This window comes from Polynucleobacter sp. MWH-Creno-3A4 (assembly GCF_018881885.1).
Taxonomy (GTDB): domain Bacteria; phylum Pseudomonadota; class Gammaproteobacteria; order Burkholderiales; family Burkholderiaceae; genus Polynucleobacter.
Genome location: NZ_JACXSA010000001.1, coordinates 87,341 through 112,675, shown reverse-complemented (window position 1 = coordinate 112,675; position 25,335 = coordinate 87,341). Strand labels below are relative to the sequence as shown.

The 25,335-nt window shown below is 46.7% G+C and carries 26 protein-coding genes and 1 tRNA gene; 13 read left to right on the top strand and 14 right to left on the bottom strand.

Annotation, left to right across the window (positions count from 1 at the left end):
• Positions 1-118 precede the first annotated feature (118 nt).
• On the top strand, positions 119-2,179 hold the full coding sequence (locus tag IEN92_RS00545; RefSeq protein WP_216159553.1) for a sodium-translocating pyrophosphatase: 2,061 nt from the start codon (positions 119-121) through the stop codon (positions 2,177-2,179).
• Positions 2,180-2,266: 87 nt separating this feature from the next.
• Here IEN92_RS00545 and trxB read toward each other — a convergent pair whose 3' ends face one another.
• Positions 2,267-3,223 carry a thioredoxin-disulfide reductase gene (trxB, locus tag IEN92_RS00540; protein WP_216159550.1) on the bottom strand — a complete coding sequence of 319 codons (957 nt, stop codon included), beginning with the start codon at positions 3,221-3,223 and terminating at the stop codon, positions 2,267-2,269.
• A gap of 75 nt (positions 3,224-3,298) precedes the next feature.
• Here trxB and IEN92_RS00535 point away from each other — a divergent pair, with 75 nt between their 5' ends.
• The 5 genes from IEN92_RS00535 to IEN92_RS00515 all read left to right on the top strand — a co-directional run bounded on the left by IEN92_RS00535 (position 3,299) and on the right by IEN92_RS00515 (position 8,040).
• On the top strand, positions 3,299-5,575 hold the full coding sequence (locus IEN92_RS00535) for a DNA translocase FtsK (RefSeq protein WP_216162068.1): 2,277 nt from the start codon (positions 3,299-3,301) through the stop codon (positions 5,573-5,575).
• Positions 5,576-5,581: 6 nt separating this feature from the next.
• A complete protein-coding gene (locus tag IEN92_RS00530) occupies positions 5,582-6,265 on the top strand; it encodes an outer membrane lipoprotein carrier protein LolA (RefSeq protein WP_215373482.1) in 684 nt (227 codons plus the stop codon).
• 40 nt (positions 6,266-6,305) lie between these two features.
• Positions 6,306-7,616, top strand: a complete 1,311-nt coding sequence (gene serS, locus IEN92_RS00525) for a serine--tRNA ligase (RefSeq protein ID WP_216159547.1) — start codon at positions 6,306-6,308, stop codon at positions 7,614-7,616.
• Between the two features lie 40 nt (positions 7,617-7,656).
• Positions 7,657-7,746 (top strand) — tRNA-Ser (locus tag IEN92_RS00520).
• A gap of 30 nt (positions 7,747-7,776) precedes the next feature.
• Positions 7,777-8,040, top strand: coding sequence for a hypothetical protein (locus IEN92_RS00515; RefSeq protein WP_215373478.1), 264 nt, complete (start codon positions 7,777-7,779; stop codon positions 8,038-8,040).
• 18 nt (positions 8,041-8,058) lie between these two features.
• Here IEN92_RS00515 and IEN92_RS00510 read toward each other — a convergent pair whose 3' ends face one another.
• Positions 8,059-8,853, bottom strand: coding sequence for a hypothetical protein (locus IEN92_RS00510; protein ID WP_215373476.1), 795 nt, complete (start codon positions 8,851-8,853; stop codon positions 8,059-8,061).
• Positions 8,854-9,068: 215 nt separating this feature from the next.
• On the opposite strand from IEN92_RS00510, the gene IEN92_RS00505 reads away from it, so the two are divergent.
• Positions 9,069-9,299, top strand: coding sequence for a YdcH family protein (locus IEN92_RS00505; protein ID WP_215373474.1), 231 nt, complete (start codon positions 9,069-9,071; stop codon positions 9,297-9,299).
• On the opposite strand, the gene IEN92_RS00500 is transcribed toward IEN92_RS00505, so the two are convergent.
• A complete protein-coding gene (locus IEN92_RS00500) occupies positions 9,296-9,640 on the bottom strand; it encodes a zinc ribbon domain-containing protein YjdM (protein ID WP_251366722.1) in 345 nt (114 codons plus the stop codon). The two genes, IEN92_RS00505 and IEN92_RS00500, sit on opposite strands and share 4 nt — an antisense overlap.
• A gap of 49 nt (positions 9,641-9,689) precedes the next feature.
• On the opposite strand from IEN92_RS00500, the gene IEN92_RS00495 reads away from it, so the two are divergent.
• The gene (locus IEN92_RS00495) at positions 9,690-11,492 is read left to right on the top strand and encodes an AsmA family protein (protein ID WP_216159544.1); all 1,803 of its coding nucleotides are present in this window, start codon (positions 9,690-9,692) and stop codon (positions 11,490-11,492) included.
• Between the two features lie 8 nt (positions 11,493-11,500).
• On the opposite strand, the gene IEN92_RS00490 is transcribed toward IEN92_RS00495, so the two are convergent.
• From IEN92_RS00490 to IEN92_RS00470, 5 genes are read right to left on the bottom strand one after another with little or no spacing between them, the layout of a single operon-like run.
• A complete protein-coding gene (locus tag IEN92_RS00490) occupies positions 11,501-11,851 on the bottom strand; it encodes a phage holin family protein (protein ID WP_370623891.1) in 351 nt (116 codons plus the stop codon).
• 58 nt (positions 11,852-11,909) lie between these two features.
• Positions 11,910-12,104 carry a SlyX family protein gene (locus tag IEN92_RS00485; RefSeq protein WP_215373470.1) on the bottom strand — a complete coding sequence of 65 codons (195 nt, stop codon included), beginning with the start codon at positions 12,102-12,104 and terminating at the stop codon, positions 11,910-11,912.
• A 14-nt stretch (positions 12,105-12,118) separates the two neighbouring features.
• Positions 12,119-12,340, bottom strand: a complete 222-nt coding sequence (locus tag IEN92_RS00480; RefSeq protein ID WP_216159538.1) for a hypothetical protein — start codon at positions 12,338-12,340, stop codon at positions 12,119-12,121.
• The gene (locus tag IEN92_RS00475) at positions 12,337-12,762 is read right to left on the bottom strand and encodes a putative toxin-antitoxin system toxin component, PIN family (RefSeq protein WP_216159535.1); all 426 of its coding nucleotides are present in this window, start codon (positions 12,760-12,762) and stop codon (positions 12,337-12,339) included. The genes IEN92_RS00480 and IEN92_RS00475 overlap by 4 nt, the downstream gene beginning before the upstream one ends.
• Positions 12,763-12,776: 14 nt before the next feature.
• Positions 12,777-13,325, bottom strand: a complete 549-nt coding sequence (locus IEN92_RS00470) for a YaeQ family protein (RefSeq protein ID WP_215373465.1) — start codon at positions 13,323-13,325, stop codon at positions 12,777-12,779.
• A 123-nt stretch (positions 13,326-13,448) separates the two neighbouring features.
• Between IEN92_RS00470 and IEN92_RS00465 the strand changes: the two genes are divergently transcribed.
• Together IEN92_RS00465 and IEN92_RS00460 are read left to right on the top strand one after the other, a co-directional pair.
• Entirely contained in the window at positions 13,449-15,062 is a 1,614-nt protein-coding gene (locus IEN92_RS00465; RefSeq protein ID WP_216159533.1) for an NAD(P)/FAD-dependent oxidoreductase, read from the top strand.
• Between the two features lie 72 nt (positions 15,063-15,134).
• Positions 15,135-17,051 carry an ATP-binding cassette domain-containing protein gene (locus IEN92_RS00460; protein ID WP_216159530.1) on the top strand — a complete coding sequence of 639 codons (1,917 nt, stop codon included), beginning with the start codon at positions 15,135-15,137 and terminating at the stop codon, positions 17,049-17,051.
• On the opposite strand, the gene IEN92_RS00455 is transcribed toward IEN92_RS00460, so the two are convergent.
• From IEN92_RS00455 to IEN92_RS00430, 6 genes are all read right to left on the bottom strand, one after another.
• On the bottom strand, positions 17,048-17,359 hold the full coding sequence (locus tag IEN92_RS00455; RefSeq protein ID WP_216159527.1) for a chaperone modulator CbpM: 312 nt from the start codon (positions 17,357-17,359) through the stop codon (positions 17,048-17,050). The two genes, IEN92_RS00460 and IEN92_RS00455, sit on opposite strands and share 4 nt — an antisense overlap.
• A gap of 4 nt (positions 17,360-17,363) precedes the next feature.
• Complete coding sequence (locus IEN92_RS00450; RefSeq protein ID WP_215373454.1) at positions 17,364-18,344, bottom strand: DnaJ C-terminal domain-containing protein; 981 nt, start codon at positions 18,342-18,344, stop codon at positions 17,364-17,366.
• Positions 18,345-18,446: 102 nt separating this feature from the next.
• Positions 18,447-19,151 (bottom strand): pirin family protein, encoded by a 705-nt coding sequence (locus IEN92_RS00445; protein WP_215373453.1) that lies wholly within the window; start codon positions 19,149-19,151, stop codon positions 18,447-18,449.
• A 57-nt stretch (positions 19,152-19,208) separates the two neighbouring features.
• On the bottom strand, positions 19,209-19,661 hold the full coding sequence (locus IEN92_RS00440; RefSeq protein WP_216863879.1) for a phosphate-starvation-inducible protein PsiE: 453 nt from the start codon (positions 19,659-19,661) through the stop codon (positions 19,209-19,211).
• Positions 19,662-19,777: 116 nt separating this feature from the next.
• On the bottom strand, positions 19,778-21,052 hold the full coding sequence (locus IEN92_RS00435; RefSeq protein WP_216159524.1) for an NAD(P)/FAD-dependent oxidoreductase: 1,275 nt from the start codon (positions 21,050-21,052) through the stop codon (positions 19,778-19,780).
• A gap of 11 nt (positions 21,053-21,063) precedes the next feature.
• Positions 21,064-21,396: a c-type cytochrome gene (locus IEN92_RS00430; protein WP_215373450.1), complete on the bottom strand. Its 333-nt coding sequence runs from the start codon at positions 21,394-21,396 to the stop codon at positions 21,064-21,066.
• Between the two features lie 181 nt (positions 21,397-21,577).
• On the opposite strand from IEN92_RS00430, the gene IEN92_RS00425 reads away from it, so the two are divergent.
• From IEN92_RS00425 to IEN92_RS00415, 3 genes are read left to right on the top strand one after another with little or no spacing between them, the layout of a single operon-like run.
• Complete coding sequence (locus IEN92_RS00425) at positions 21,578-23,299, top strand: glycosyltransferase family 39 protein (protein ID WP_216159521.1); 1,722 nt, start codon at positions 21,578-21,580, stop codon at positions 23,297-23,299.
• Complete coding sequence (locus IEN92_RS00420; RefSeq protein WP_216159518.1) at positions 23,296-24,543, top strand: exo-alpha-sialidase; 1,248 nt, start codon at positions 23,296-23,298, stop codon at positions 24,541-24,543. The genes IEN92_RS00425 and IEN92_RS00420 overlap by 4 nt, the downstream gene beginning before the upstream one ends.
• Positions 24,543-25,163, top strand: a complete 621-nt coding sequence (locus IEN92_RS00415) for a hypothetical protein (protein ID WP_215373445.1) — start codon at positions 24,543-24,545, stop codon at positions 25,161-25,163. Before IEN92_RS00420 ends, IEN92_RS00415 begins: the two co-directional genes overlap by 1 nt.
• Positions 25,164-25,335: the final 172 nt, after the last annotated feature.

Below are 25,335 nucleotides of genomic sequence, written 5' to 3'. Positions count from 1 at the left end.
GGTGATTCTGCTACATACTGATACAGCTTAAAGACCCTAGTTTAAAGCTTTCCAAAACCTGGTCGACCTAAGCGCTAGATAGACAAAACAATAAAGATTAACTTTAGGGAGTTCAAGCATGAGTAATATCACTTTAGGCTTGTATTTTGCCTTGGCGTGCGGTGTCCTGGCCGTGGTTTACGGTTTTGTGATGCGCAGCTGGATTTTGAAGCAAAGTACCGGTAACGCCAAAATGCAAGAGATTGCAGAGGCGATTCAGCAGGGTGCAGCCGCTTATTTATCGCGGCAATACAAAACGATTGCCGTGGTTGGAGTGGTGCTGACCATTCTGATGGCACTCTTCTTAGATTTTGCAACTGCTATTGGTTTTGTGGTGGGGGCAGTTCTCTCTGGTGCCTGCGGATTTATTGGCATGAACGTTTCAGTACGTGCAAACGTACGTACTGCAGAAGCAGCAACCAAGGGCATGAATGAGGCTCTCAATGTGGCTTTTAAGGGCGGCGCCATTACTGGCATGCTCGTAGTTGGCCTTGGCCTCTTGGGCGTTGGTCTCTTTTTCATGTTCCTGGTATCGATTGGTGCAGGACAAGACCTGTCTTCTGTCTTGCATCCCCTGATTGGTTTGGCATTTGGTTCATCCCTGATTTCCATCTTCGCGCGTTTGGGCGGCGGCATTTTTACCAAAGGTGCCGACGTTGGTGCTGACTTGGTTGGTAAGGTTGAGGCAGGCATTCCAGAGGATGATCCTCGTAATCCTGCAGTGATTGCAGATAACGTAGGCGATAACGTTGGCGACTGCGCAGGTATGGCTGCGGACTTATTTGAAACCTATGCAGTGACACTGATTGCTACCATGGTGCTCGGTTCTCTGATGGTAGCTGGTGCTCCAGTTGCAGCCATTATTTACCCATTGGTACTCGGTGGCGTATCGATTATTGCTTCAATCATTGGCTGCTCATTTGTAAAAGCTACACCAGGTATGAAGAATGTGATGCCTGCTTTGTATAAGGGCTTGATCATTGCTGGCGGTTTGTCATTAATCGCCTTCTACTTCGTGACCAACTTCATCATGCCTGATGATGCATTGGGTATTCCAGGCAGCCAATGGCGTTTGTTTGGTTCAACCGTGGTTGGTCTATTACTTACAGCAGGCTTAGTTTGGATTACTGAGTACTACACCGGTACCCAGTTCAAGCCAGTACAGCATATTGCAGAAGCTTCAACCAAAGGTCATGGCACCAACATCATTGCAGGTCTCGGTATCTCCATGAAGTCCACTGCTTATCCAGTGCTATTTGTTTGTGCAGCGATTTTTGCAGCGTATTGGCTAGCCGGTTTGTACGGCATCGCAATTGCAGCAACTGCGATGTTGTCAATGGCGGGTATCGTCGTTGCTCTAGATGCATATGGACCGATTACCGATAACGCCGGTGGCATTGCTGAGATGGCGGGTTTGCCACAAGCAGTGCGTGACATTACTGACCCATTGGATGCAGTAGGCAACACCACTAAAGCTGTTACCAAGGGCTATGCAATTGGTTCAGCAGGCTTAGCCTCATTAGTACTATTTGCCGACTATACGCATGCACTAGAGGCCATTGGCCAACAAGTTTCCTTTGATCTTTCTAACCATATGGTGATCATTGGCCTCTTCATTGGCGGCATGATTCCTTACTTGTTTGGTGCGATGGCGATGGAAGCGGTAGGTCGCTGTGCTGGTGCGGTGGTAGAAGAAGTGCGTCGCCAATTCCGGGATATTCCTGGAATCATGGAGGGCACCGCAAAGCCAGAGTACGGCAAAGCTGTCGATATGCTGACCTCAGCTGCCATTAAAGAAATGATTGTTCCTTCTCTATTGCCAGTTGTTGCCCCAATCATTGTTGGACTCTTATTGGGACCTGCTGCTTTAGGTGGTTTACTCATGGGTACGATCGTGACGGGTTTGTTTGTTGCTATCTCGATGTGTACTGGTGGTGGCGCCTGGGATAACGCTAAGAAATACATCGAAGAAGGAAACTTCGGCGGTAAAGGTTCTGAGGCCCATAAAGCTGCTGTGACTGGTGACACTGTAGGCGATCCCTACAAAGACACCGCAGGACCAGCTGTGAATCCACTCATCAAGATCATCAACATCGTGGCATTACTGATCGTGCCATTGTTGCCAATCATGGGGCGCTAACGGAGTTAGTAAGGTCACTTAAGTAACAAACAAAACGCCTAGCATTGCTAGGCGTTTTTTATTACCCAATAATTTAATGCGAGGAACTTAATCCAAGGTTTCTAAATAGCGTTGCGCATCTAATGCAGCCATACAGCCAGTGCCTGCACTCGTAATGGCTTGGCGGTAGATGTGGTCTTGGACATCGCCAGCAGCAAAGACGCCAGGGATATTGGTAGCGGTAGCATTACCTTCTAAACCTGAGTGAGTCTTAATGTAGCCATTATTCATGTCTAGTTGGCCAACAAAGAGTTCAGTGTTTGGCTTGTGGCCAATCGCGATGAAAGCGCCAGTGACTGCAATGTCTTCGGTACTGCCATCTTGCTTCTTGATGCGTACACCAGTGACACCTTTGTCATCGCCAAGCACTTCATCCAGTGTTGCATTGAGTTTGAGTTCAACTTTGCCTTCGGCAACTTTAGCCATTAAGCGATCATTCAGAATCGGTTCAGCACGGAATTTATCGCGACGATGAATCACAGTCACTTTCTTAGCAATGCCAGTGAGGTAGAGCGCTTCTTCTACGGCAGTGTTACCACCACCGACTACGCAGACATCTTGATTGCGATAGAAGAAGCCATCGCACGTTGCGCAACCAGAAACACCGCGACCCATGAATGCTTCTTCACTTGGCAAACCAATGTATTGGGCAGAGGCACCAGTGCAAATAATCAATGCATCGCAGGTATAGGTTCCGGAGTCACCAACCAAGCGAATCGGCTTTTCTGTAAGGGCTGCCGTATGAATATGGTCAAAAATAATTTCAGTATTAAAGCGCTCGGCATGCTTCAAAAAGCGCTCCATCAGCTCCGGCCCTTGGACGCCATCAGCATCTGCAGGCCAGTTTTCCACGTCGGTAGTGGTCATTAATTGACCCCCTTGAGCCAAGCCAGTAATGAGGGTAGGCTTTAAATTGGCTCGGGCGGCATAGACTGCAGCGGTATAGCCAGCAGGGCCAGATCCGAGGATCAGAACTTTGGAGTGTTTTGGGGTATTTGTAGTCATAACCAAATTATAGATTTGCTTGTTTACAATCGGTAGAACATGGCAAGAACCGTATATCCGAAGTCCAAGGCTCCGATGAGTCCCCAGCCCCCTAATGCGGACGGGCAAGGGCGGATGCCCCGCCTACTCCTAGAGGCTCGCTGGTTCATTTCCTTGGGCCTATGTCTGGGCTTATTTGCCATTTTGCTGACATATTCAAAAGGGGACCCAGCTTGGTCTCATGCCAGTTTTGAGGCTCCTCGCAACTTGGGCGGTCGTTTTGGTGCCTATTTAGCCGATCTCATGCTCTATATCTTCGGAATATCCGCTTTTTGGTGGGTGATTCTCTTTGGTCGCCGCGTTCTCAATGGCTGGCGTGAGCTTTGGAGTATTCCACTGCCACCGGATCCTGATGCTAAGCCAGAGTCCCTGCTGGTGCGTTGGTTGGGCTTTGGACTAACTTTAATTTGCAGTATGGGTCTTGAGTCCATTCGCTTGCATTCTCTTTCATGGGATCTCCCAAGGCCGCCTGGTGGCATTTTGGGTGAGCTGATAGGTGATCCTTTGCAAATGTCCCTGGGCTTTACTGGAGCAACCCTAGTTCTGCTCTTTGGTCTTTGTGCTGGCTTGTCTCTGTTCCTCCATTTTTCCTGGCTCGATGTAGCAGAGAAGGTAGGGCGCTTTCTAGAGGTGAGTTTTTATCGCATCCGTGAGCGACGCGATAGCGAAGAAGATCGCAAACTCGGCGAGGTAGCTGCAGAAGAGCGTGAAGAATTTGTTGAAGAGTTTCGTGGTCGTGTTGAAGTGGCTGCGCCAGTACAAATTGTGCGTGCGCCAGCAGAGATTCCGAAGAGTGCGCGCGTTGAACGCGAGAAGCAACAGCCATTATTCGTGGATATCCCCGATTCAGAATTACCCCCATTGGCACTGCTAGATCCCGTACCGGAAGCAAAAGAAACAATTTCTGCCGATGTACTGGAATTTACGTCCCGCTTAATCGAGCGCAAGCTAGCCGAGTTCAATGTTCAGGTAACAGTGATTGCCGCTTACCCTGGACCAGTAGTTACGCGATACGAGATTGATCCCGCGATCGGTGTAAAGGGCAGTCAGATTGTCAATCTCTCACGCGATCTTGCCCGTTCACTTGGCGTGGTGAGCATGCGTGTTGTGGAAACCATTCCTGGTAAAACTTGTATGGCTTTGGAGCTGCCTAATCCAACGCGTCAATCGGTTTACTTGTCTGAAATTCTCACTTCACAAGTCTATAACGACAATCACTCACTACTGACACTAGCTTTGGGTAAAGATATTTCAGGCAGCCCTATGGTGGCCGACTTAGCTAAGATGCCGCACTGTTTGGTAGCGGGTACGACTGGTGCTGGTAAGTCTGTTGGTATCAACGCGATGATTTTGTCGCTGCTATTTAAAGCGAAGCCTGATGAAGTGCGTTTGATCATGATTGATCCGAAGATGTTGGAGATGGCCATTTACGACAAGATTCCTCATCTGCTTTGCCCAGTAGTAACCGATATGAAGCAGGCGTATAACGCGCTGAACTGGGCGGTTAATGAGATGGAGCGTCGTTACAAACTCATGAGTAAGTTTGGCGTACGCAATCTAGCTGGCTTTAATAAGAAGATTCTGGAAGCAGAAGAAAAAGGTGAGAAGCTCACCAATCCATTTAGCTTGACCCCCGAGGATCCTGAGCCAATCTATAAAGCACCAGTGATCGTGATCGTAATTGATGAGCTAGCTGATTTGATGATGGTCTCTGGCAAGAAGATCGAAGAACTCATTGCACGAATTGCACAAAAAGCCCGAGCTGCAGGTATTCATTTGGTGTTGGCAACCCAACGTCCAAGCGTAGACGTCATCACTGGCTTGATCAAAGCCAATGTACCTACCCGAATTTCATTCCAGGTCAGCAGCAAGATTGATAGTCGTACGATTTTGGATCAGCAGGGCGCAGAAGCATTACTGGGTATGGGCGATATGCTCTACATGGCCCCAGGCACAGGTTTGCCAGTGCGTGTCCATGGCGCTTTCGTATCTGATGATGAAGTGCATCGTGTGGTTGAGTGGCTCAAAGAGAAGGGCGAAGCCAATTACATTGATGGTGTTCTCGAAGGTGCTGATGAATCTAATGTAGATGCCCTGACCGGTGAGAGTGGTGGCGAAGCTGATCCACTTTACGATCAAGCAGTAGCGATCGTTCTTGAGAACAAACGCCCATCCATCTCTTTAGTGCAGCGCCATTTGCGGATTGGTTACAACCGTGCAGCGCGCTTGCTGGAGGATATGGAAAAAGCAGGGCTCGTATCGAAGATGGGCAATGGCGGAAATCGCGAGATTTTGCATCGTCCTTCAGAGTAAGAGCCCATGTCTAGATTTCTCATTGCAGCAATTCTGACAATTGCAAGTATCTTTTTTTCGGGTACAGCGCTTGCTCAAAGCGAAAGTGCTGCTGATCAATTGCGTCAATTTGTCCGAAACTCTAAAACTGCAGAAGGGGATTTTGTACAACAGCAGTTACGCGCACCCAAAGCAAATGAGCCCCAAGATAAGGGTTTGAAAGTGATTCGCCAGACTCAGGGCCATTTTGTATTTCAGCGTCCAGGCCGTTTTGTATGGGACACCCAAAAGCCCTATGAGCAAAAGCTGATTGCTAATGGCAATCAACTCATTTTGTGGGACAAGGATTTAAATCAAGCGACCTTTCGTCCAGCAGGCCAAGCGCTAGCTTCAACCCCTGCAGCCATCTTATTTGGTGAAACTTCCTTAGATCAACATTTTGATTTGATTGAAGGTGAAGAGCGCTTAGGCATGAAGTGGGTTAGCTTGGTGCCGAAAAAAGATACAAATGCAAAAGGTGGCAATGACTTGCCCTACACCAAGATCTCGATCGGTATGACCAATGGCTTACCAAGAGCCCTGGAGTTAATGGATGGACTAGGGAGCGTGGTCTTAGTTACCCTAGATAAAATCCAATTAAATGTGGCTTTGCCTACAAATCGCTTTACTTTCACGCCACCAGCGGGTGCCGAAGTCTTACGCTTAAACTAGAGCCTCAATAACAAAGTACTCCTCATCTATAGAGCATTAAATGATTGATCCGCAATTACTCCGTAAAGATATCGCTGCAGTCGCGGCGCGCTTAGCAACTCGCAAATTTCAACTCGATGTCGAGAAGTTCAATACCCTAGAGTCCGAGCGCAAATCTTTACAGACTCGTACCGAGGAATTGCAAGCCAAACGCAATCAATTGTCGAAAGCGATTGGTATGAAAAAAGGCAAGGGCGAGGATGCCTCAGCGGAAATGGTGGAAGCCAGTCAGATCAACCTTGATATGGAATCTGGCGCAGCGAGACTCGCCATTTTGCAAGCCGAGATATCTGATTTCTTGATGGGTATCCCAAACTTGCCAGATGAGTCTGTACCCATCGGTAAAGATGAAACAGAAAATCAAGAGATCAAGCGTTGGGGCGAAGAGCCGATGTTTGATTTTGAAATTAAAGATCACGTGGACCTTGGAGGTCCATTAGGTTTGGATTTTGAAGTAGCCGCTAAGATTAGCGGTTCCCGCTTTGTTGTTCTGAAGGGACCCATTGCGAGATTGCATCGTGCTTTAGCGCAATTCATGATTGATACACATGCAACGCACCATGGCTATCAAGAGGTTTATGCCCCTTATATGGTCAATGCTGCATCGATGCGTGGTACCGGTCAGTTGCCCAAGTTTGAAGAAGATCTTTTCAAAGTCCCCCGTCAGATGGGCGGGGAAGGCGAGGGCGGCGAAGCCAGAACTGAAAATTTCTATCTCATTCCAACAGCAGAAGTTCCAGTAACCAATTTAGTTCGTGATGAAATCGTCAATGCAGATGATCTGCCATTGAAATTTGTCGCTCATACTCCATGTTTCCGCTCTGAAGCAGGTAGCTATGGACGTGATGTGCGCGGGATGATTCGTCAGCACCAGTTTGACAAAGTAGAGTTGGTGCAAATCGCCAAACCAGAAGACTCCATGCAAGCTTTGGAAGAGTTAACAGGTCATGCAGAAAGAATCTTAGAGTTACTCGAGCTGCCATACAGAAAAGTATTGCTCTGCACGGGCGATATGGGCTTTGGTAGCACCAAGACTTATGACTTAGAAGTATGGGTGCCATCTCAAAATGCTTATCGGGAAATTAGCTCTTGCTCAAGCATGGGTGACTTTCAAGCAAGACGGATGCAAGCCAGATTTAAAGCAGGCCAAGGCAAGCCAGAGTTAGTTCACACCCTAAATGGATCTGGTCTAGCGGTAGGTAGAGCACTAGTAGCCTTAATTGAGAACAAGCAACAAGTGGATGGCAGCATTGCCATTCCGAAAGCATTGCAACCCTATCTAGGCGGCCTAGAAGTATTAAAGTCCCTCTAAGCTTTCAAGCGACCCCAAAGCTATAATTGCCCTTCAGTTCGGAGAGGTGGCAGAGTGGTCGAATGTACCTGACTCGAAATCAGGCGTACTGTCAAAGGTACCGAGGGTTCGAATCCCTCCCTCTCCGCCAAAGTCAATTTCTTTTTTTAAGGCATTCTTGATGAACTTACTCCGTGTATTGAGTATTGCTGGTGTTGCAGTAGTCACGATGGCTTGCTCAACCCCTGAAAGTGAATTCGGGGTATACAAGCAATCCGATGGCGCGATTGGTGTGCATGCACCCAAGGGGGCTAAACAGGACGAGGCTCAAGATGTGGCGATCGCAGAATGTCAAAAGCTAGGCAAGCGCACCGCAGTGATTGCGGAAAATAGGAAAACGGTCAATGACCGCTTTCCTATGACGTATATCTACTTGTGTAGATAAATTGAATCAGCTGATTGATTAGCTCAGCAACCACTTCTTAATAGACTTATTGACACACATTGCATCTAAAGCAAGACCAAAGAACTCAGAACCATTGGTGACCATGCTTTCGATCGCTTCTACTTTCCCAGACTTAATACCACGCAAGTAGGTTGCTGCGCGATAGCGTAAGAAGTGCTCTGTTTCACCTTCTTCATTTTCAGTAGAGCAGAGCTCAAGGCTACCGTAGCGGGTTTCTGGGTTGATATTGAGAATCGCTAAACCTAATGCGCCAATCAATTTCTCAGGAACAGGGATCGGCACATAGGAGTAGAGTGAGATGAGCATCTCTTGTTCATCTACTTCAATGATGTGATCAATATCGAGAACATCTTGTTCGGTTAATTCGGTTTCGCCAGAATCGCCACCACCAAATGTAGATTCAAACTGCAGCATCGCAGTATTGCTACCTTTAGAGATTTCAATCATGTCAGGGTAGCCAAGCAAACCTTTCCACCAGTACATCAGCGAGAAAGTGCATGGCTTGACTTCAACCAAACCCTTGTTAGTGGACTTAGCAAAGTACAAACCGTAGAACTCATCGTCTTGCTCTAGACCGTATTGATCTACTTTAGGAGATTTGACAGAAGTCTTCTTAACAGCTTTTTTAGCCACTTTCTTTGCAACTGCCTTTTTAGCTACCGGCTTTTTTGCAGGCGCTTTTTTAGCAACTACCTTTTTTACTACTTTCTTAGCAGCAACTTTTTTTGCAGGGGCTTTTTTTACCACCTTGGTAGCTACTTTCTTTTTTGCTGGAACTTTCTTTGTAGCCATGGTTTATTACCCTTCTTTTGGTTTCATTGTGCTTAATTGCTTACTGATATTACTGCAAGTTCTTTGCAGAATTGCTACATGCTATATGGGGTTTATCCCCCTTATTACAAGGGGATATTTTTAAATATCGGTAGAGCTATTGTTCTCCTCGTGGAGCAGGGATAAACTGAAGATGCTAGTTTTACCTTTCCACATATTTAACTGAAAGAAGATCTATGTTCCCAGAATTCCGTGAATTGATTACCAAGTTAAAAACTACAGATCGTCACTTTTCTCATTTATTTGATAAGCACAACAATCTAGATCAGAAGATTCAACGCATGGAAGCGCACATTGAGGCAAGCACTCACGAAGAGATTGAAACCTTGAAGAAAGAAAAATTGCTTTTAAAAGACCAGATTTATACGGTATTGAAAAAGGCAAGTCAGGAAAAGGTAGGTAGCTAAGCCTTTTTAAGGAAGCATGCTTTTAGTAGCATATTGCCTGCTTCTGTTTTGCAATCTACCTCATGATCTCCCGAGACCAGGCGAATTCCCTTAATCTTGGTACCCACTTTTAAGGTAGTAGAAGAACCTTTTACTTTGAGATCCTTAATGAGCGTGACAGTGTCACCGTCAGCCAAAAGATTGCCGTTGGCATCTTTGACAATGAGACCTACTTCGGCCTCTTCTACTACTGCTGCCATGGGCCACTCATGACCGCATTGCGCACAAACAAAATTGACTCCATCTGGGTAAGTCATATCTTCCTGGCAGGCAGGGCATTTGGGCATTTGATCTGGATTCATCAGCAACATTTTAGACTACAGCCCAGCAAGCCTATAGAATGAATAAGCCATGAATAAAACCCTGAAACTTTGCCTCATCATCTTTGTCGCCGCTCTAGTCTTGGGCGGCTTAGGAGCTTGGTATGCGGCCTCGGCAATAGATCCTGCAAAGTTAACCAAACTATTGAGCACAACGATTAAAGAGGAGGCTGGACGTGATTTAATAATCTCGGGACCAGTTAGCCTGAGTATTTTTCCGTCAATCGGCGTTAAAGCAGAGCAAGTGACATTGAGCAATGCTAGTTGGGCATCTGACGATCAAATGCTATCCGTAAAGCATCTCGAGCTCGATGTGAAATTGTTTCCCTTGTTTTCAAAACGAGTTGAAGTGAGCAAGATTACTTTGGTGGGCGTAGATGCTCATTTGCAAACCAATAAGGCAGGGCAAGATAATTGGGATTTGAGCTCATCAAGCAGTGCTCCAATCAGTAGCCCCACAGCAAGTAACTCAGCAAATAACGCCTCTGACCAGAGTAATTTAGTCGCTATTGAGACAGTTGAGATAACTGATGCCAGGATTAGTTATCAAAATGGTAGCAGTCCTCCAAAAGTCATCAATATTCCCAAACTCTCATTAATCGGTGAGGGTGGAAAGACTGCGGTCTTACTCGATGCGCAATACGCTGATTACCAACTGGGCTTAAAGGGCAAGATGAGCTCTCTGCGTCAGGCCATTATTGACTGGGGCCAAAGTCCTGTTCACATGAACCTAGACTTAACGCTTTCCCTCAATGGAAAATCTTTAGATATTGGCGGAAAAATTGATAAGCCTACAAAAGGATTGCCTCAGTTTGATATTCAGTTGACATCGAAATCATTTGATTTGGTCCCACTAGCTGCAGGGGCTGCTGCCTCTGGTCAAAAATCTGCCCGAGTTTTGAGATCGCCATCAACCCAAAGTCGATATTTCTTTAGTGATGCAATATTGCCATTGGATGCAATACCGAGCGCTGATGGTAAGGTTCAGATCAACATTGCAGAGCTGGGTGTTCCCGACCAAGCCCCTTTCAAGAATGTCTCGGGTACCGTCGCCTTTAAAGGTGAGAGGCTTGATATTCAGGATTTGAAATTTGAACTTGGCAGAGGGCAGGCCCAAGCTCAAATTTCTCTCTCGCAGTTTCATAGTGCTAGCCCTCATTTCACCTTAAAGGGCATGGCCAACAATTTCACGCTGGAGCAGATTGTTGTGAGCAGAGACCCCAGTGCAAAGATGACAGGTGGGGAAGCTCAGGTTGCCCTGAATCTATCAGGCAGAGGAAATAGCTTGCATCAAATGGCAAGCACTGCCAATGGCGCTGTTCAGCTGACGGTTGGACAAGCCCGCCTGGACTCGAAGCTCTTAAATACCGCTGGCGACTTTGCGGTAACAGTCATGAATGCTGTGAACCCGATGCGCAAAAATAATAAGCAGGCGATTTTGGAGTGTGCTGTGGTCTATTTGCCGATCAGCAATGGTTTCATCAATATTCAAGATTCCGTTGGGGTTGAAACGGATAGGCTAGATATTGTTTTATCGGGAACTGTCAATTTGCAAAGTGAAGCAATTAACCTCAAGATTCACCCTCAAGATAAAACAGGGCTTACTACCGGTGTCGACTTGGGTGGCCTGGTACAGATCGAGGGTAGCTTAGAAAATCCGAGAGCTGGAGTGAATAAAGCAGGCGTTGTAAATAGTGCCGTCGCAATCGGACTGGGAATCTTGACTGGCGGCATCAGTATTGCCGCCGAGAATGCCCGATCACTCACTACCAAGAGGCAGCCATGTAAAACGGCAATGCACTCTTGGGCGAGCATCTATCCAGGATCGAATTGAGAGATTTCTTAGAACACCAGCCCACTAACAAAGAGGCTGAATAAAGAAATAAAGATGCTGGCAAACAGTGCGGTCCAGAAGCTAGAGATCGTAAAGCCACTCACTAAAGCAGAAACCAGCATCAGCACCAAGGCATTCACCACCAGTAAAAACAGACCCATCGTGAGCACTGTTAGGGGCAAGGTAAAGAGAATAAGCAATGGCTTTACCACGGCATTAGCAAATCCCAGGACCAGGGCAGCAATCAAGAGCGAGCTACCATCGGCAAAGCGTAGACCGCTGAAAATATAGCTGGCTACCCAAAGAGATAAAGAGGTCAATCCCCACTGAACTAGAAATAGCGTGATGTTACCCATGATGAACGTCCTTTTTTGAAGAATGTTATAAAAATAATACTAAAGCTATCTTATCAGCCACTCAATAATGGGGCGGAATATCGTCTTTGAGGCTTCCGCCACCAGTACTGCTGGCCTGCTCCTTAATGGCTTTAAGCTCGCGATATAAAAATTCGATTTGTTGCTGTTGCTTATAAATGGTCTCATTCAGTTTTTCGATGAGGTCTTCAGTAAAGCTGAGTTTGATTTCTAGATTAGTAATACGGTCATCTGTCATGTGATGGCTTCCTTTTATTCGGAGATTAGTTCGAATCGCCCATCTTCCATCTCTGCTTTTGGGCGAATCCAAAAATCATGAGACTGCAGCGATTCATAAACATAGGCTGGCTCTAGTGAGGCTTCAACATTCGCTAGCAGGAGAACTTTATAAAATCCACCGCTCTTAATATGCTTAAGCTTACTACCGGGTTTAAATAAGCCATCATCAGGATTGGCCATTTTTGATTTAGTCATCCGTTTTCCTTACTCATTGCACCGTAATCAGCACTAATCATGACAGACTCTTTTGCCGCGCTCGCCGCAAACTTGAGGACCTCATTGTCTTTACTGAAGAGAGTACACGGCTTGGCTGTATAAGCCAAATCCAGAAAGACCTGATCATCTGGGTCTTGGCAGCGCCACGGGGAGGGCATCAGGGTTTCATCATCTATTACGCTGGCTAATGACTGCCATTGCAGTAAAAGCTGCTCTTGATCTCTTTGTCCCAGGGCAAATAGGGGTCTTGCGATCACATCTGCAAATTCCTCTAAGGTTTTGGGGGTTGCAAGCGCATCCAGTGCTCCATCGAGTAGGGCTTGCTTCAGATGAATCGCCCGAAAGTCATTAAAGACAAAAATATCTAGCAAGACATTGGTATCAAAGACAATCGCTTTCATCGAAATAGAATGACTTACTCTTGATTGCTACGCCACACTTCGGGTGTAATGGTCACTTGACCTTGGTCGGAAGAGACATACGCTTCACCATCTTGCACATTGACATGAATCACCATGCTGCGTTCAACGAGCTTATTGAGATCGTTGGCCTGTGTCGCAGGAATCGAGATAATTTGCAGATTGCGGGCGCGAGTCAATTTATTAGCAATGCCATCCCACCAGATCTTGCTAGTTTGTCCACCATAGCAATACACAATGACTTGATCAGATCTACCGCAGGCCTTCAAAATACGCCGTTCGTCAGGCTGCCCAATTTCTATCCAAAGTTTGATGGCATCAGTGAGGTCTTTGATCCAAAGATCGGGTTCATCGGTATCGCTTAGACCCTTTGTAAAGACCAAATCCTCATTGGCTTGCAGTGCAAAAGCAATGATCCTGACCATCATCCGCTCATCTGTTTCGGATGGATGCTTAGCAATAGTGAGGGAGTGACTGCCGTAATAGTGACGGTCTGAGTCTGCGACGTGAAGGTCGGCTTTGTGGATTGTTGCGCGTAGAGCCATGAGGCATTATCGCCTGTGCCGGCTACCTTCTCTTAGAAGTGAGGATTTAACCAGTATTATTTACTTCTAGAGACTGAATATAGCGAGCTAAGAGCACCTCATTACCGAGTATTGTAAAAACCCATGATTCGTATTACTGAACTCCGTCTACCCATTGACCATGCGCCAGAAGCTGTGGAAGCAGCGATCCTGAAGCGTCTCAATGTGTCTCCGCAAGATTTGATTCGGTTCGATATATTTAAGCGCAGTTACGACGCTCGTAAAAATGTAGCACTCTCTTTTATCTACACGGTAGACCTCTCGGTCAAAAACGAAGAAGCCATCCTGAAAAAGTTTGATGGAGATATTCATGTAAGGCCATCACCAGATACGAGTTATCACTTTAAGGCTAAGGCTCCAGAGTCTATTGCCAGCGGTAAATCATTGCGACCGGTTGTCATTGGCTTTGGCCCTTGCGGCATATTTGCTGCACTTCTGTTAGCGCAAATGGGTTTCAAGCCCATTGTTTTAGAGCGCGGCAAAAAGGTAAGAGAGCGCACTCAAGACACCTGGGGTCTGTGGCGCAAAAATGTACTCAATCCAGAATCCAATGTGCAATTTGGTGAGGGTGGGGCGGGTACCTTTTCAGATGGCAAGCTTTACAGTCAAATTAAAGACCCCAAGTTTTACGGCCGCAAAGTCATTCAGGAATTTGTGAAGGCAGGAGCCCCCTCAGAAATTCTGTATGTTGCTAAACCCCATATAGGTACCTTCCGTTTGGTGGGTGTGGTTGAGAAAATGCGCCAAGAGATCATCGATCTTGGTGGTGAGATTCGCTTCTCACAAAAAGTGATTGGCTTTGATATTGAAAATGGACACATTGCGTGTGTCAAAATTGAAGGACATGACGATCTACCTGCTAGCCACGTAGTGCTTGCGCTGGGCCACAGTGCACGTGATACTTTTCAGGCCCTGCATGATGCCGGTGTTTATATGGAAGCCAAACCATTTTCAGTAGGTTTCCGTATTGAGCATCCGCAATCGCTAATTGATAGGGCACGCTTAGGCCCACATGCTGGAAATGAATTAATTGGTGCCGCAGATTACAAATTGGTTCACCATGCTAAGAACGGCCGCTCAGTCTACAGTTTTTGTATGTGCCCCGGTGGCACAGTGGTGGCAGCAACTTCAGAGCCTAATCGCGTCGTGACCAATGGGATGAGTCAATATTCTCGCAATGAACGAAATGCCAATGCCGGAATTGTGGTGGGTATTACACCTGATGATTATCCAGGCGGCCCACTTGCAGGCATCGCGTTTCAGCGTGCAATCGAATCTAAAGCCTTTGAACTTGGCGGCGGAACCTATGAAGCCCCAGGGCAGTTGGTTGGAGATTTTCTAGAGGGTAAGCCCTCAACGGAGTTTGGTAGCGTCTTGCCTTCTTACAAGCCCGGTGTGCACCTAACAGACTTAGCCTTGAGTTTGCCTGACTATGCTATTGAGGCAATTCGTGAAGCGCTTCCGGCATTTGAAAAGCAAATTAAAGGCTTTTCAATGAAGGATGCTGTCTTAACAGGCGTAGAGACCAGAACCTCTTCTCCTTTGCGCATTACGCGCGGCACTGATTTTCAAAGTTTGAATATCAGAGGACTGTATCCCGCAGGTGAGGGGGCAGGGTACGCAGGTGGAATCTTGTCTGCTGGGGTGGATGGGATTAAAGTTGCTGAAGCACTAGCGCTGGATTACTTACTAAAGTAGGTTTTCAAAGGTCATTTTCTTTGACCCATATCAAAATCCAAGCTCTTTTTAGGAAGTGACGATAATGTCGCCATGGCTTTAATCGTACTCACTGATGCAAAACTGGCTTTCGGCCACGTAGACCTCCTCGCAAACACTGCTTTTTCACTCGAATCTGGTGAGCGTGTCGGCTTAATTGGCCGTAATGGCACAGGCAAATCCTCTTTGTTGAAGATTCTGGCCGGGATCGAGAAGATGGATGACGGACTTCTGCAGTACCAGCAAGGTCTACGTATAGCTTATGTTCCGCAAGAACCTATTTTCGAGGCAGAAGAAACAGTCTTTGATGCTGTTTCTAAAGGGGTTGCTCAAGCTAAAGCCCTACGTGAAGAATATGAGGCGCTTAGCGTAGGTGATTGGGATGATGCCTCTCACCATCGCCTCGATGAAGTGCAATCGCAATTAGAGGCCTTGAGTGGTTGGAATTGGGAGCAACGCGTTCATGAAACATTAGATCGTTTGCATTTAGAGGCAGATGTCAAAATCAGCACCTTATCGGGCGGAACTAAGAAGCGAGTTGCCTTGGCGCGTGCTCTAGTAGAAATGCCAGATGTATTGTTGCTTGATGAGCCAACCAACCATTTGGATCTCGATTCCATTGCGTGGTTAGAAGAGCTTTTAAAAGAATATCAAGGCTCAGTGATTCTGATTACCCATGATCGTGCTTTTTTGGATAATGTCTGCACTCAAATTGTGGAGCTCGATCGCGGTATTTTGCGAAGCTATCCAGGTAATTTCACTCAGTATGAGGTGCTCAAGGACCAAGAGCTCAATGCAGAATCTTTGGCTAATGCTAGGGCAGATAAATTGCTGGCTCAAGAAGAGGTCTGGATTCGTAAAGGTGTCGAGGCACGCCGCACTCGCAGTGTGGCGCGCATTGCCCGTCTTGAAAAATTACGAAGCAGTCGTGCTGAGCGCAGAGACGCGATGGGACAGGTCAAGCTTGCAGTTTCAGCGGGTGATCGCAGTGGCAAGATTGTGGCTGATTTACAAAACGTCAGTAAGTCCTATGACAGACCGATTGTGCAAGACTTCACGGCAACAATTCTACGCGGCGATAAAGTGGGCTTACTTGGGCCAAATGGCGCGGGTAAAACAACCTTACTGAAATTGATTTTAGGAACGATTGCCCCCGACTCAGGGACTGCCACCATGGGCACCCGGATTGAGGTGGCTTACTTTGATCAAATGCGTGAGGGTCTTGATCTCAATGCATCGCTTGAAGACTATATTAGCCCTGGTAGCGAATGGATTGAAATCAACGGTAACAAAAAGCATGTCAAGAGCTATTTAAGTGATTTCTTATTCGCACCCGAGCGTACTAATTCTCCGGTGAGCACTTTGTCGGGTGGCGAGCGCAATCGCCTTTTGTTGGCACGCTTGTTTGCAAGACCGGCAAACGTATTGGTACTAGACGAACCTACTAATGATTTAGATATTGATACCTTGGATTTGCTTGAGCAATTACTCCAAGACTATAAGGGCACCGTTTTCTTGGTCAGCCATGATCGTTACTTCTTGGATAACGTAGTGACCAGCATCATTGCGAACGAGGGTGATGGATTTTGGCGCGAGTATGAAGGGGGTTATGAGGATTGGAAGATCCAAAAAGCCCGCTCAGATAAAATTCGCGCCAATAACTCTGCTGCTAAACCAGGCGCTAAGGTGGAGTCTAAGTCTGAACCCAAGGCAGAAATCAAGCCTGTTGCTAAGACTGGCGTGCAAAAACTCAATGGCAAGGAGCGTCAAGAGTTGGAATCTTTGCCACTGCAGATCGAGCAACTCGAAACCGAGCAGGCTGATATCGGTATTGCGATGAGTAACCCAGATCTTTATAAAAACGAACCGGAGCTAGCCGCGAGTATGCAAGCCCGTTTAAGTGAAATTACTGAAGCGCTAGAGAAAAATCTGCAACGCTGGGAGCTTCTACTCAGTCGCTCTGAGTCTTAAGACTCGCGCAGTAAGCGAGAGCGCAGTTGAGCGATTTCGTCCAAGAGATCAAGTGCCAGAGCAACACCAGGAACATTGAGCTCTAGATCATGTGTAAGGTGTGCCGCAGTTTTGGCTCTTCTCAGAGAGTCACCACTAAAGCGCCAGTCTTCTGGTGAAGAACCAAGAGGGCTCAGAACACCTTCAGAAACCCAAGACATGATGAGTTCTTGGGGGGTGCGAGCGGCATGAGAGAGTTCTACGATACTCATGTGCACTTCATTTTCAACAACACTTGCTTCAATCCAGGTGGTATTTATCTGTGTCATTTCATCATCCCTTCAAGTGAGATCTGGGGTTGAAATCAAAAGCTTTACTAAAGTTCTCATAAGCTTCTTTTTGGCTATCCGTGCTCGCTGGTGGCAAAGCAATCGTTGGAACCACATACAAATCACCAGGTTCTGCGCTAGGAATGCCTTTGCCTTTGAGGCGCATCTTGCGTCCAGCAACCGTACCTGCCGGAATCTTGAGCTCTAGAGTAGATCCAGCGGGCGTTGGAACATGGACAGTCGTACCTAATGCCGCTTCCCATGGTGCCAATGGAATGTCGATAAAAATATCTTTGCCATCAATGCGATACAGGGGATTTGGATGAAAGTCGATTTCTAAATAGAGATCACCTGCAGGGCCTTGTCCGACACCAGGTCCACCTTGCCCAGCAAGGCGAAGATTTTGTCCCGCTTTAATTCCTTTCGGAATGCTGACATCCAATTTACGCTCTTGGGTGCTGACATGACCATTGGCATCAAGTGCTGGCATATGCAAAGCAATAGTGCGCTTTGCGCCGTTATACGCATCAGCTAAATCAACCAAAATTTTGGCGTGATGATCTTGACCCTTGAAGTTCATTCCCTGGCGTGATTGACCGCCACGACCACCTTGACGGTGATTACCTCTACCAAATAGCGATTCAAAGAATTCGCTCTGGTCGCCTTCAAAGCCACCGCCATAACCTGGGTGACCACCACCAAAACCACCGTCGGAATACTCAAAACCTTCATTCCAATTGGGAGGAGGGGTGAAGTCTTGACCGTTTTTCCAGTTCTCCCCAAAGCGATCATAAGCGGCACGTTTTTCCGTATCCTTCAGGACGGCATAAGCCTCCCCGATCTCTTTAAACTTTTCTTCAGCGCCAGATTCTTTATTGACGTCTGGATGGAATTTGCGAGCGAGTTTGCGATACGCTGCTTTGATTTCTGCTTCAGTAGCGGTCCGTGCTACCCCAAGCGTTTCGTAGTAATCCCTAAATTTCATGAGCTAAATTGAATCCTGATTAAGCTGATATTCAATTCTACATTCCTATTCATACAGCGCCTGCTTTTTAATCCCCAAGGAATCGTCAGTGAGGGCAGGGAATTATTGAGGATTGAGGTCGAAAAACAGCACCTCTGCCTCGACACCATGATCTATTTGTAGAGTAGATTCATTTTCAATCAGTAGGGCATCACCCGTTTGGAGTTGTTGGCCATTTACCTGCAAGGATCCACGGACAAGATGGAGATAGGCTTTGCGATTTGGGTCTAGAGCTACCTGAGCTGATTGAGAGCCATTAAAGAGGCCTGCATAGACTTTCGCATCAGCAAAGATTTTGACGCCGCCATTCTCGCCATTTGGAGAAGCAACTAAACGCAGCTTGCCATCTTTCTCAGCGGTCGGAATAGTCTTCTGCTCATAACTAGGCGCAATCTCAAGGACGTTTGGTTCAATCCAAATTTGTAATAAGTGGGTAGTTTGATCTTTAGCGTGATTGAATTCACTATGCAGCACTCCAGTGCCAGCACTCATACGCTGTACATCTCCCGGCGGAATACTTTCCACATTGCCCATGCTGTCTTGGTGAGCCAATTCGCCTTCAACAACATAGCTAATGATCTCCATATTGCGATGGCCATGCTTGCCAAACCCCATACCAGGAGCAACCCAATCTTCATTGATAACTCTGAGATTTCCCCAACCCATAAATTTGGGATCGTGGTAGCCAGCAAACGAGAAGGAGTGAAAGCTTTTGAGCCAGCCATGGTCAGCATAGCCTCTGTCTTGGGATTTTCTAAGGTATAGCATTCAGAATATTTCTTAAGTTAAATGAAGATGTTAGAGCTTGATGGTATTGATGGGACTTTACTCACCCTCACCAGATCTGCTGGGGTATTTAAAGGAAGCATAACGTACGATGGCATTGGCTAAGGCCAGAATTAAAATGGTAAGGCCCATAAACAAAATAGCCATGTCTGCTTCGTGCTTTGTGTTCACCAAATCAATAATGAGTCGGGTCACGGCAGTAATCGCAACGTAGATCAAGAAACGGACCGGCATGTGATTGGTCTTAAAGTAAATACCGACCATTGCACCAATTTCTAAGTAAATAAATAGCAGGAGTAAATCTTCAATCGAGGCTGAGCCTTTATTTACCATACCCAGAAAAGCAACTGCAGCAGACCAAACCGTTGCTGCACCAATTCCGAATAAGGCAATGCGATGAAATAAGGAAACAAATAGGTTCCCGATTGGAACGGTCCATTTTTCAATCGCCTCTTCTAATTTGTAGGCATCCTTTGGTGAGCTAGGGGTCATATTGATGAGGTCTCCATTTTTAGGTATTGATTTTTCTCAGTATATTTCTCTATTGGGTCAAGCGGAATCAAAAAAGAGGCTTAAGAGCCCCTTTTTTTCACAAGTGTTGACTTGGGTCAACCTAGGCTGTCTGCCCAGATATTGTGCGCCCAACCCCATGCATACACTCCCTCTAAAGTTGATGGTCCTGGGGAGACCCCGCCTGAGCCAGGAACGGGTTTAAAAGTCTTCTCAGCAGCAATATATTGGTGAACGCTCGCCACGTGCACCACTTCGCGATCGTTGACGAAGCTATAGCAGGTATTCGTGAGTACCGGAGCTGGATTCACTTCCCAGCCACTGAGCTCCGCAACAATGGCCGCTGCTGCAACTTTGGCATGTTGATTCGCCATGTGTCCAGACTTAGGCATTGCATAAGCAACTTGGATGGAGTCGCCAAGGACATGAATATCTTTTTGTGCAGTGGATTCAAAATTAATGAAGTTCACATTCACCCAGCGCCCATTAGAATTTGCTAGACCAGTTTTCACTGCAATTTCACCAGCACTCATCGCAGGCAATAGATTTAATACGTCCGCTTTCACATCATCCTGAATTTCCAGTTTGATGGTTTTGGTTTTGGCATCTACTCCAGTGACATTATGCTTTGGTAAATATTCCACAATGCCAGGGTACTGCTCAGCCCACACTTTTTTAAACAATGCGCCTTTGGAAGTCACATCTTGATTTGCATCCAAAATCAAGACTTTAGATTTAGGTTTATGGTGCTTGAGGTAATTCGCTACCTGGCAAGCGCGTTCATATGGTCCTGGAGGGCAGCGGTAGGGGGCTTCTGGAATGCTAATGGCAAATGTTCCCCCATCCCGCATGGCTGCTAATTGCTGATGCATGGCTACCGTTTCAGGGCCGGCTTTCCATGCTTGCAAGGTCACACCAGCCTTATTGGCTTGCGCTAAGCCCTCAATGCTATTCATCATTAAGGTCACGCCTGGCGAGACAATGGCCTTGTCATATCGCAAGGTTTTACCTGAAGCTAACTTCACCGTTTTCTTGTCGGGATCTATGCTAGTAACGCTGTCTTGAATAATATCGATGCCGTGACGTTTTTTTAAATTGTCATAAGGCGTAGTGAGCTCCGCTAAAGTTCGTGAGCCACCAACCACTAGGTTAGACAGAGGGCAGGAGATGAAAGTAGGGTTAGGCTCAATGAGCGTAACTTTGGCAGTGTTATTCGAAAACAAGCGCAGGTACTTCGCAGCTGTAGCGCCGCCGTACCCGCCACCAATCACCAGAATTTCTGCTTTTTGTAAATTAGCACGTGCCTGTCCGGAGAAGCCCGCAAGTAGACCTAAGGCAGCTGCGCTTTGACCAATAAAGTGTCGACGATCCATGATGGGCTTCCTTATGGTTGCTTGCCAAGTTGCTTGGCGATAGTTTCGAGTTGCTCGTCAGAGTAGCCTTTGGCTAACTGCGGCATGATGGTGCCTTCACGTGCACCTGATTTGAATGCTTTTAATTGAGTCAGCATTTGTTCGCTGGTCAGTTGATTGATTAAAGGCATACCACCATCTGGCACTCCTTTGCCATCAGTGCCATGACAGTTCGCGCAGGTAGCGGCAAGACCGCGGTGATACAAATTCGTAGCATCAGCATTTTGTGCTGCCGCAGTTGACCAGGGACTTAGGCCAAGATACATTGCCACTAGCATTGCGGGTTTTAAAAATGGTGCTCGCATGGGGTTTGTCTCCATTTCGATAATTACTGGGTAATGAGTCTATTTTTGTCTATTCCATATCTTAATCAAGAAGTACATGGAATGTAGTATCTAGCTCATATTCATTTTTCATAAGCTCATGCAAAACAATGGTTGGCTTGGGTTTTCTCCATCCTAGCTGCAAGCCCTATAAACTATGGGAATGCGAAGCCCATTCTCTTACCGTTCCGCGCTCTTCATACTGCTTCTGGGTGTATTCACCTATCTTTATGGATTAGACAGCCGATTTGCGCCTAAAAATGGGGATGAGTATCCCTATATGCATATAGTGCGTATGACTGCTGATGCTGGCAATTGGTTGCCGCTTCAATCTGAGATGGAAGGCATCAAAAATACCAAGCCACCGCTTATTTTTTGGCAAGGAATTGCCACTACCGCTTGGGCGAATCAGTGGTCTCTTGAAAACTTGCGTTGGCCCAGTGTTTTATACACAGGACTCACAGCATTTTTCTTATGTTTGGCAGTGCGTCGATTTAGTGGAAACACACAAACTGGTTTACTAGCTGCTTTAGTGTGGCTTTCTTTTTTTGCGACCTATCGTTATGGTCGCCCCTTCTTAGCTGATCCTCCAGAAGTCTTTTGGATTAGTCTGCCATTCATGGCGCTTCTCTATTGGGGCAAGTCGGCTTTTGAATCTAAATTCTTATATCCTATATTTGCGGGGATTTGTTTTGGTTTAGGACTGTTTGCTAAATCGTTTGCCTATATTGCGCCAGCATCGCTTGCACTAGGTCTCTACTATTGGCGCTGGCGACAGTGGAGTATCCCTCAAACACTCATTCATGACCTCTACAAGATACAGATAGCCTGTGTATTGGCGCTGGGTGTATTCGCGCTATGGTTTGCTTTGGATCCTTATCCAGCAGCAGTGTGGCAAGAGTTTGTTGTGGGTGAGAACGCGGGTAAGTTTGCTGCTCGCAACTCAAATTACTTATTAGATCTCCTGCGGGGCGGAGACAGTATTTGGCTTTTGCTGCTCACCACCTTAGCCAATGCTGGTTTCTTCATTTTTGTCTTGATCACTACCTTATGGCAATGTTGGCGTAGCCGCCGGTTCCTAGATATCAACGAAGTGTTGTTGTTATTGTTAATCGCCGCATTTTTACTGGTATTTAGTTTGCCAAGTCAACGCTCTGGTCGTTATCTTTTGCCGGTGATGCCCGCATTTGCAGCGTTAATTGCATTGCATTGGAATCGATTGCCTATATGGGGCTTTCGCATTGCATTGTGTTTGCAGCTCTTAGTGTTGTCGCTCTTGTTGTGGGTAGGCATCAATTTGCAGCTCTCGGGTTTCGGTGGCGAGAATATTGCTTGGACCTACTCTCATTTTCACTGGGGGCTAATGGGTTTTAGTCTAGTGATCATCTTGATGGGCTTATTGAACTCCAAGCGAAGCAAAACTTTGGCCTTAGCTGCTTGTTTCCTGACTTACTGTGCCTTGACCAGTAGTCTTGCACCGCTAGAAGGGGAGTTAGGTCGCTATTCAGTAAAAACGATTACTAATATGCAAGGCAAGGATGTTTGGATCCCTTGCGATTATCGTGCTAAAGACGAAGAATATCGCTTACTTCTGCCTGGTGCCCAGTTGCATGGATATGCTGCTAAAGATGCAAGTGACGTTCAGAGTTTAACGAGCGCTTATCCATTGGTGGCGGTGTATGCACCCTTAGGGGCTCCTCCAGCCTTGTGCGAATCTTGTCAGATTGTGGGGCAAAGAATGGAAATGCGCGCACGCCATACGAATGAAGAAATGATTGCAATGCTGAAAGGCCAGATTGGCAAGTATCTTTTTGTAAATGAATATTTGATAGCAACACCAGCCGCCAGCCCTGATCTGAGCAATGTGAAGGATATGTGTAGATGAGCCGTGTGATTGCCCTCTGTTTTTTATTGCTAGCTGCCGTGATTGGTTTCTTGCACATTGATAGTCGTCCAGCATGGACCTCATTTGCTGTGAACTCTCCAACCATAGCGAAAGAACAATTAGAGTTACAGCCTGTCGCTCCTGTCAAGCAATCTACAGTTCCCAGCAAGTCCAATATACCCACACCATTAGATACTTGGTTGCCCGAGACAGGTGCTCCGTCGGTGCACGCCGCATCACTGATTGCTTTGAAAGATGGGGCAATCAGGGCATTTTGGTTTGCTGGTAGTCGCGAGGGCGCAGCAGATGTGGTGATCAATAGTGCAGTCCTGGACCCAAAGTCATCAACCTGGGGTGCGCCAACAGTGGTTATGGATAGAGTCAGCGCAGAAAAAGGTTTGTCACGTTACATCGCTAAGTTGGGCAATCCCGTTCCAGCTAGAACATCTGATGGCCGCCTGCAATTATTTTTTGTTACGGTGTCGATTGGTGGTTGGGCGGGTAGTTCCATCTCCAGCGTGATCTCAGATGATGAAGGGCTGACCTGGAGTAAGCCACAACGACTGATTAGCTCTCCTTTAATCAATCTCAGCACTTTGGTTAAATCTCCTGCGATCACTTTTGCAGATGGCCGCTTAGGCTTGCCTGCGTATCACGAATGGATCGGCCGCTTTGGGGAGTTTCTCAGGATCGATGCTGGACAAGTAATTGATAAGCGACGGATGAGTTCGGGACGCGGTGCAATTCAGCCACTGGTATTTGTGAACAACGCCCAAGATGCTACGGCATTCTTTCGTCAAACCCGAGGTTCTCATCAGCCCAAGCAAATTCCTGTGAGTCAAACTCAAAATTCTGGACAGGCATGGCATTCGGCTGATGATCTCCCCATTGCTAATCCGAATGCAGCTGTAGCAGGAGTGCAGCTGAGCGATGGGGTTCGTATTTTGGCGCTCAATAATATTGAAGCCGGTCGCTCGCGCCTGATGTTGATGATGAGTGATGCGCAATCCTCTCATTGGCAAATCATTGAGGTCCTCGAAGACGATTCAGCATTACCAGATGATCAACGCCGTGAATTTTCCTATCCATATCTCATTACGGCCAATGGAAATGATGCGCATCTGGTTTATACCTGGGACCGTAAAAAAATTCGTCATCGATATTTTTCAGGAGCATGGCTCAAATATGCTCATAGCCAACTCAGTAGCGCCGAGTCAGTAGCACCTGCAGAGGAGGCAAAATAATGAGCGACTTCATGCAAACGATAGCCTTGATGGAGATGTCAATCACTTGTGCTGTTGTGGTGATCTGGCTATTACAAAAGTCCGCATCTCAGCCTTTTCCATGGATGGCAAAATTCATCATGATGATATTGATTGGCAATCTATTCTTTTGGCCCTTAGGGTTGGGAATGGAGTTGCCGCTTGCTGCTTATGTTCGTGGCGTGACAGGGGATCTGAGTATTGTGACCTTATTACTTTTGTGGGGCTCTTTATTGCCTGGAGCTAAGCCTATTCCATTGGCCTTTAAATGCGTGCTTGCCGTGATTGCCTTGAGCTTTTATCCCTTTGCCCTCGGATTTGGCATGGTTGATCCGTACGCCTGGGGTTATGGCTCGATCCCATTTTTCATCGGCGTACTGTTGTTTGCATTGCTCTGTGGTTTGTTTAATTGGGCCAAAGGAGTCTGGATCATTGCGCTTGCCATCATCGCCTGGGCAGCCCATTGGCATGAGTCTGCGAACCTCTGGGACTATGTACTCGATCCCTTTTTAGCAATTTGGGCCTGTATTGCAATATTGGGCGCGCTATATAAAAGACGCAAAGATAAAGCGCGCTCTGGCTATTTATTTAGACCTGGTTAATGCCAATTAAAATCCAAAGTAGTAAAGTGTGATGTATCTAGTGAGCTAGGTATATAGATCAATACTGAGGCAGACATGAAACAGGTAAGTCAAGAAAGTATTTCGACCTTGAGCAGAAAAACAAGAGGATTCGTTCTGGTAATAATTGCTACTGGAGCTCTGCTTAGTGGAT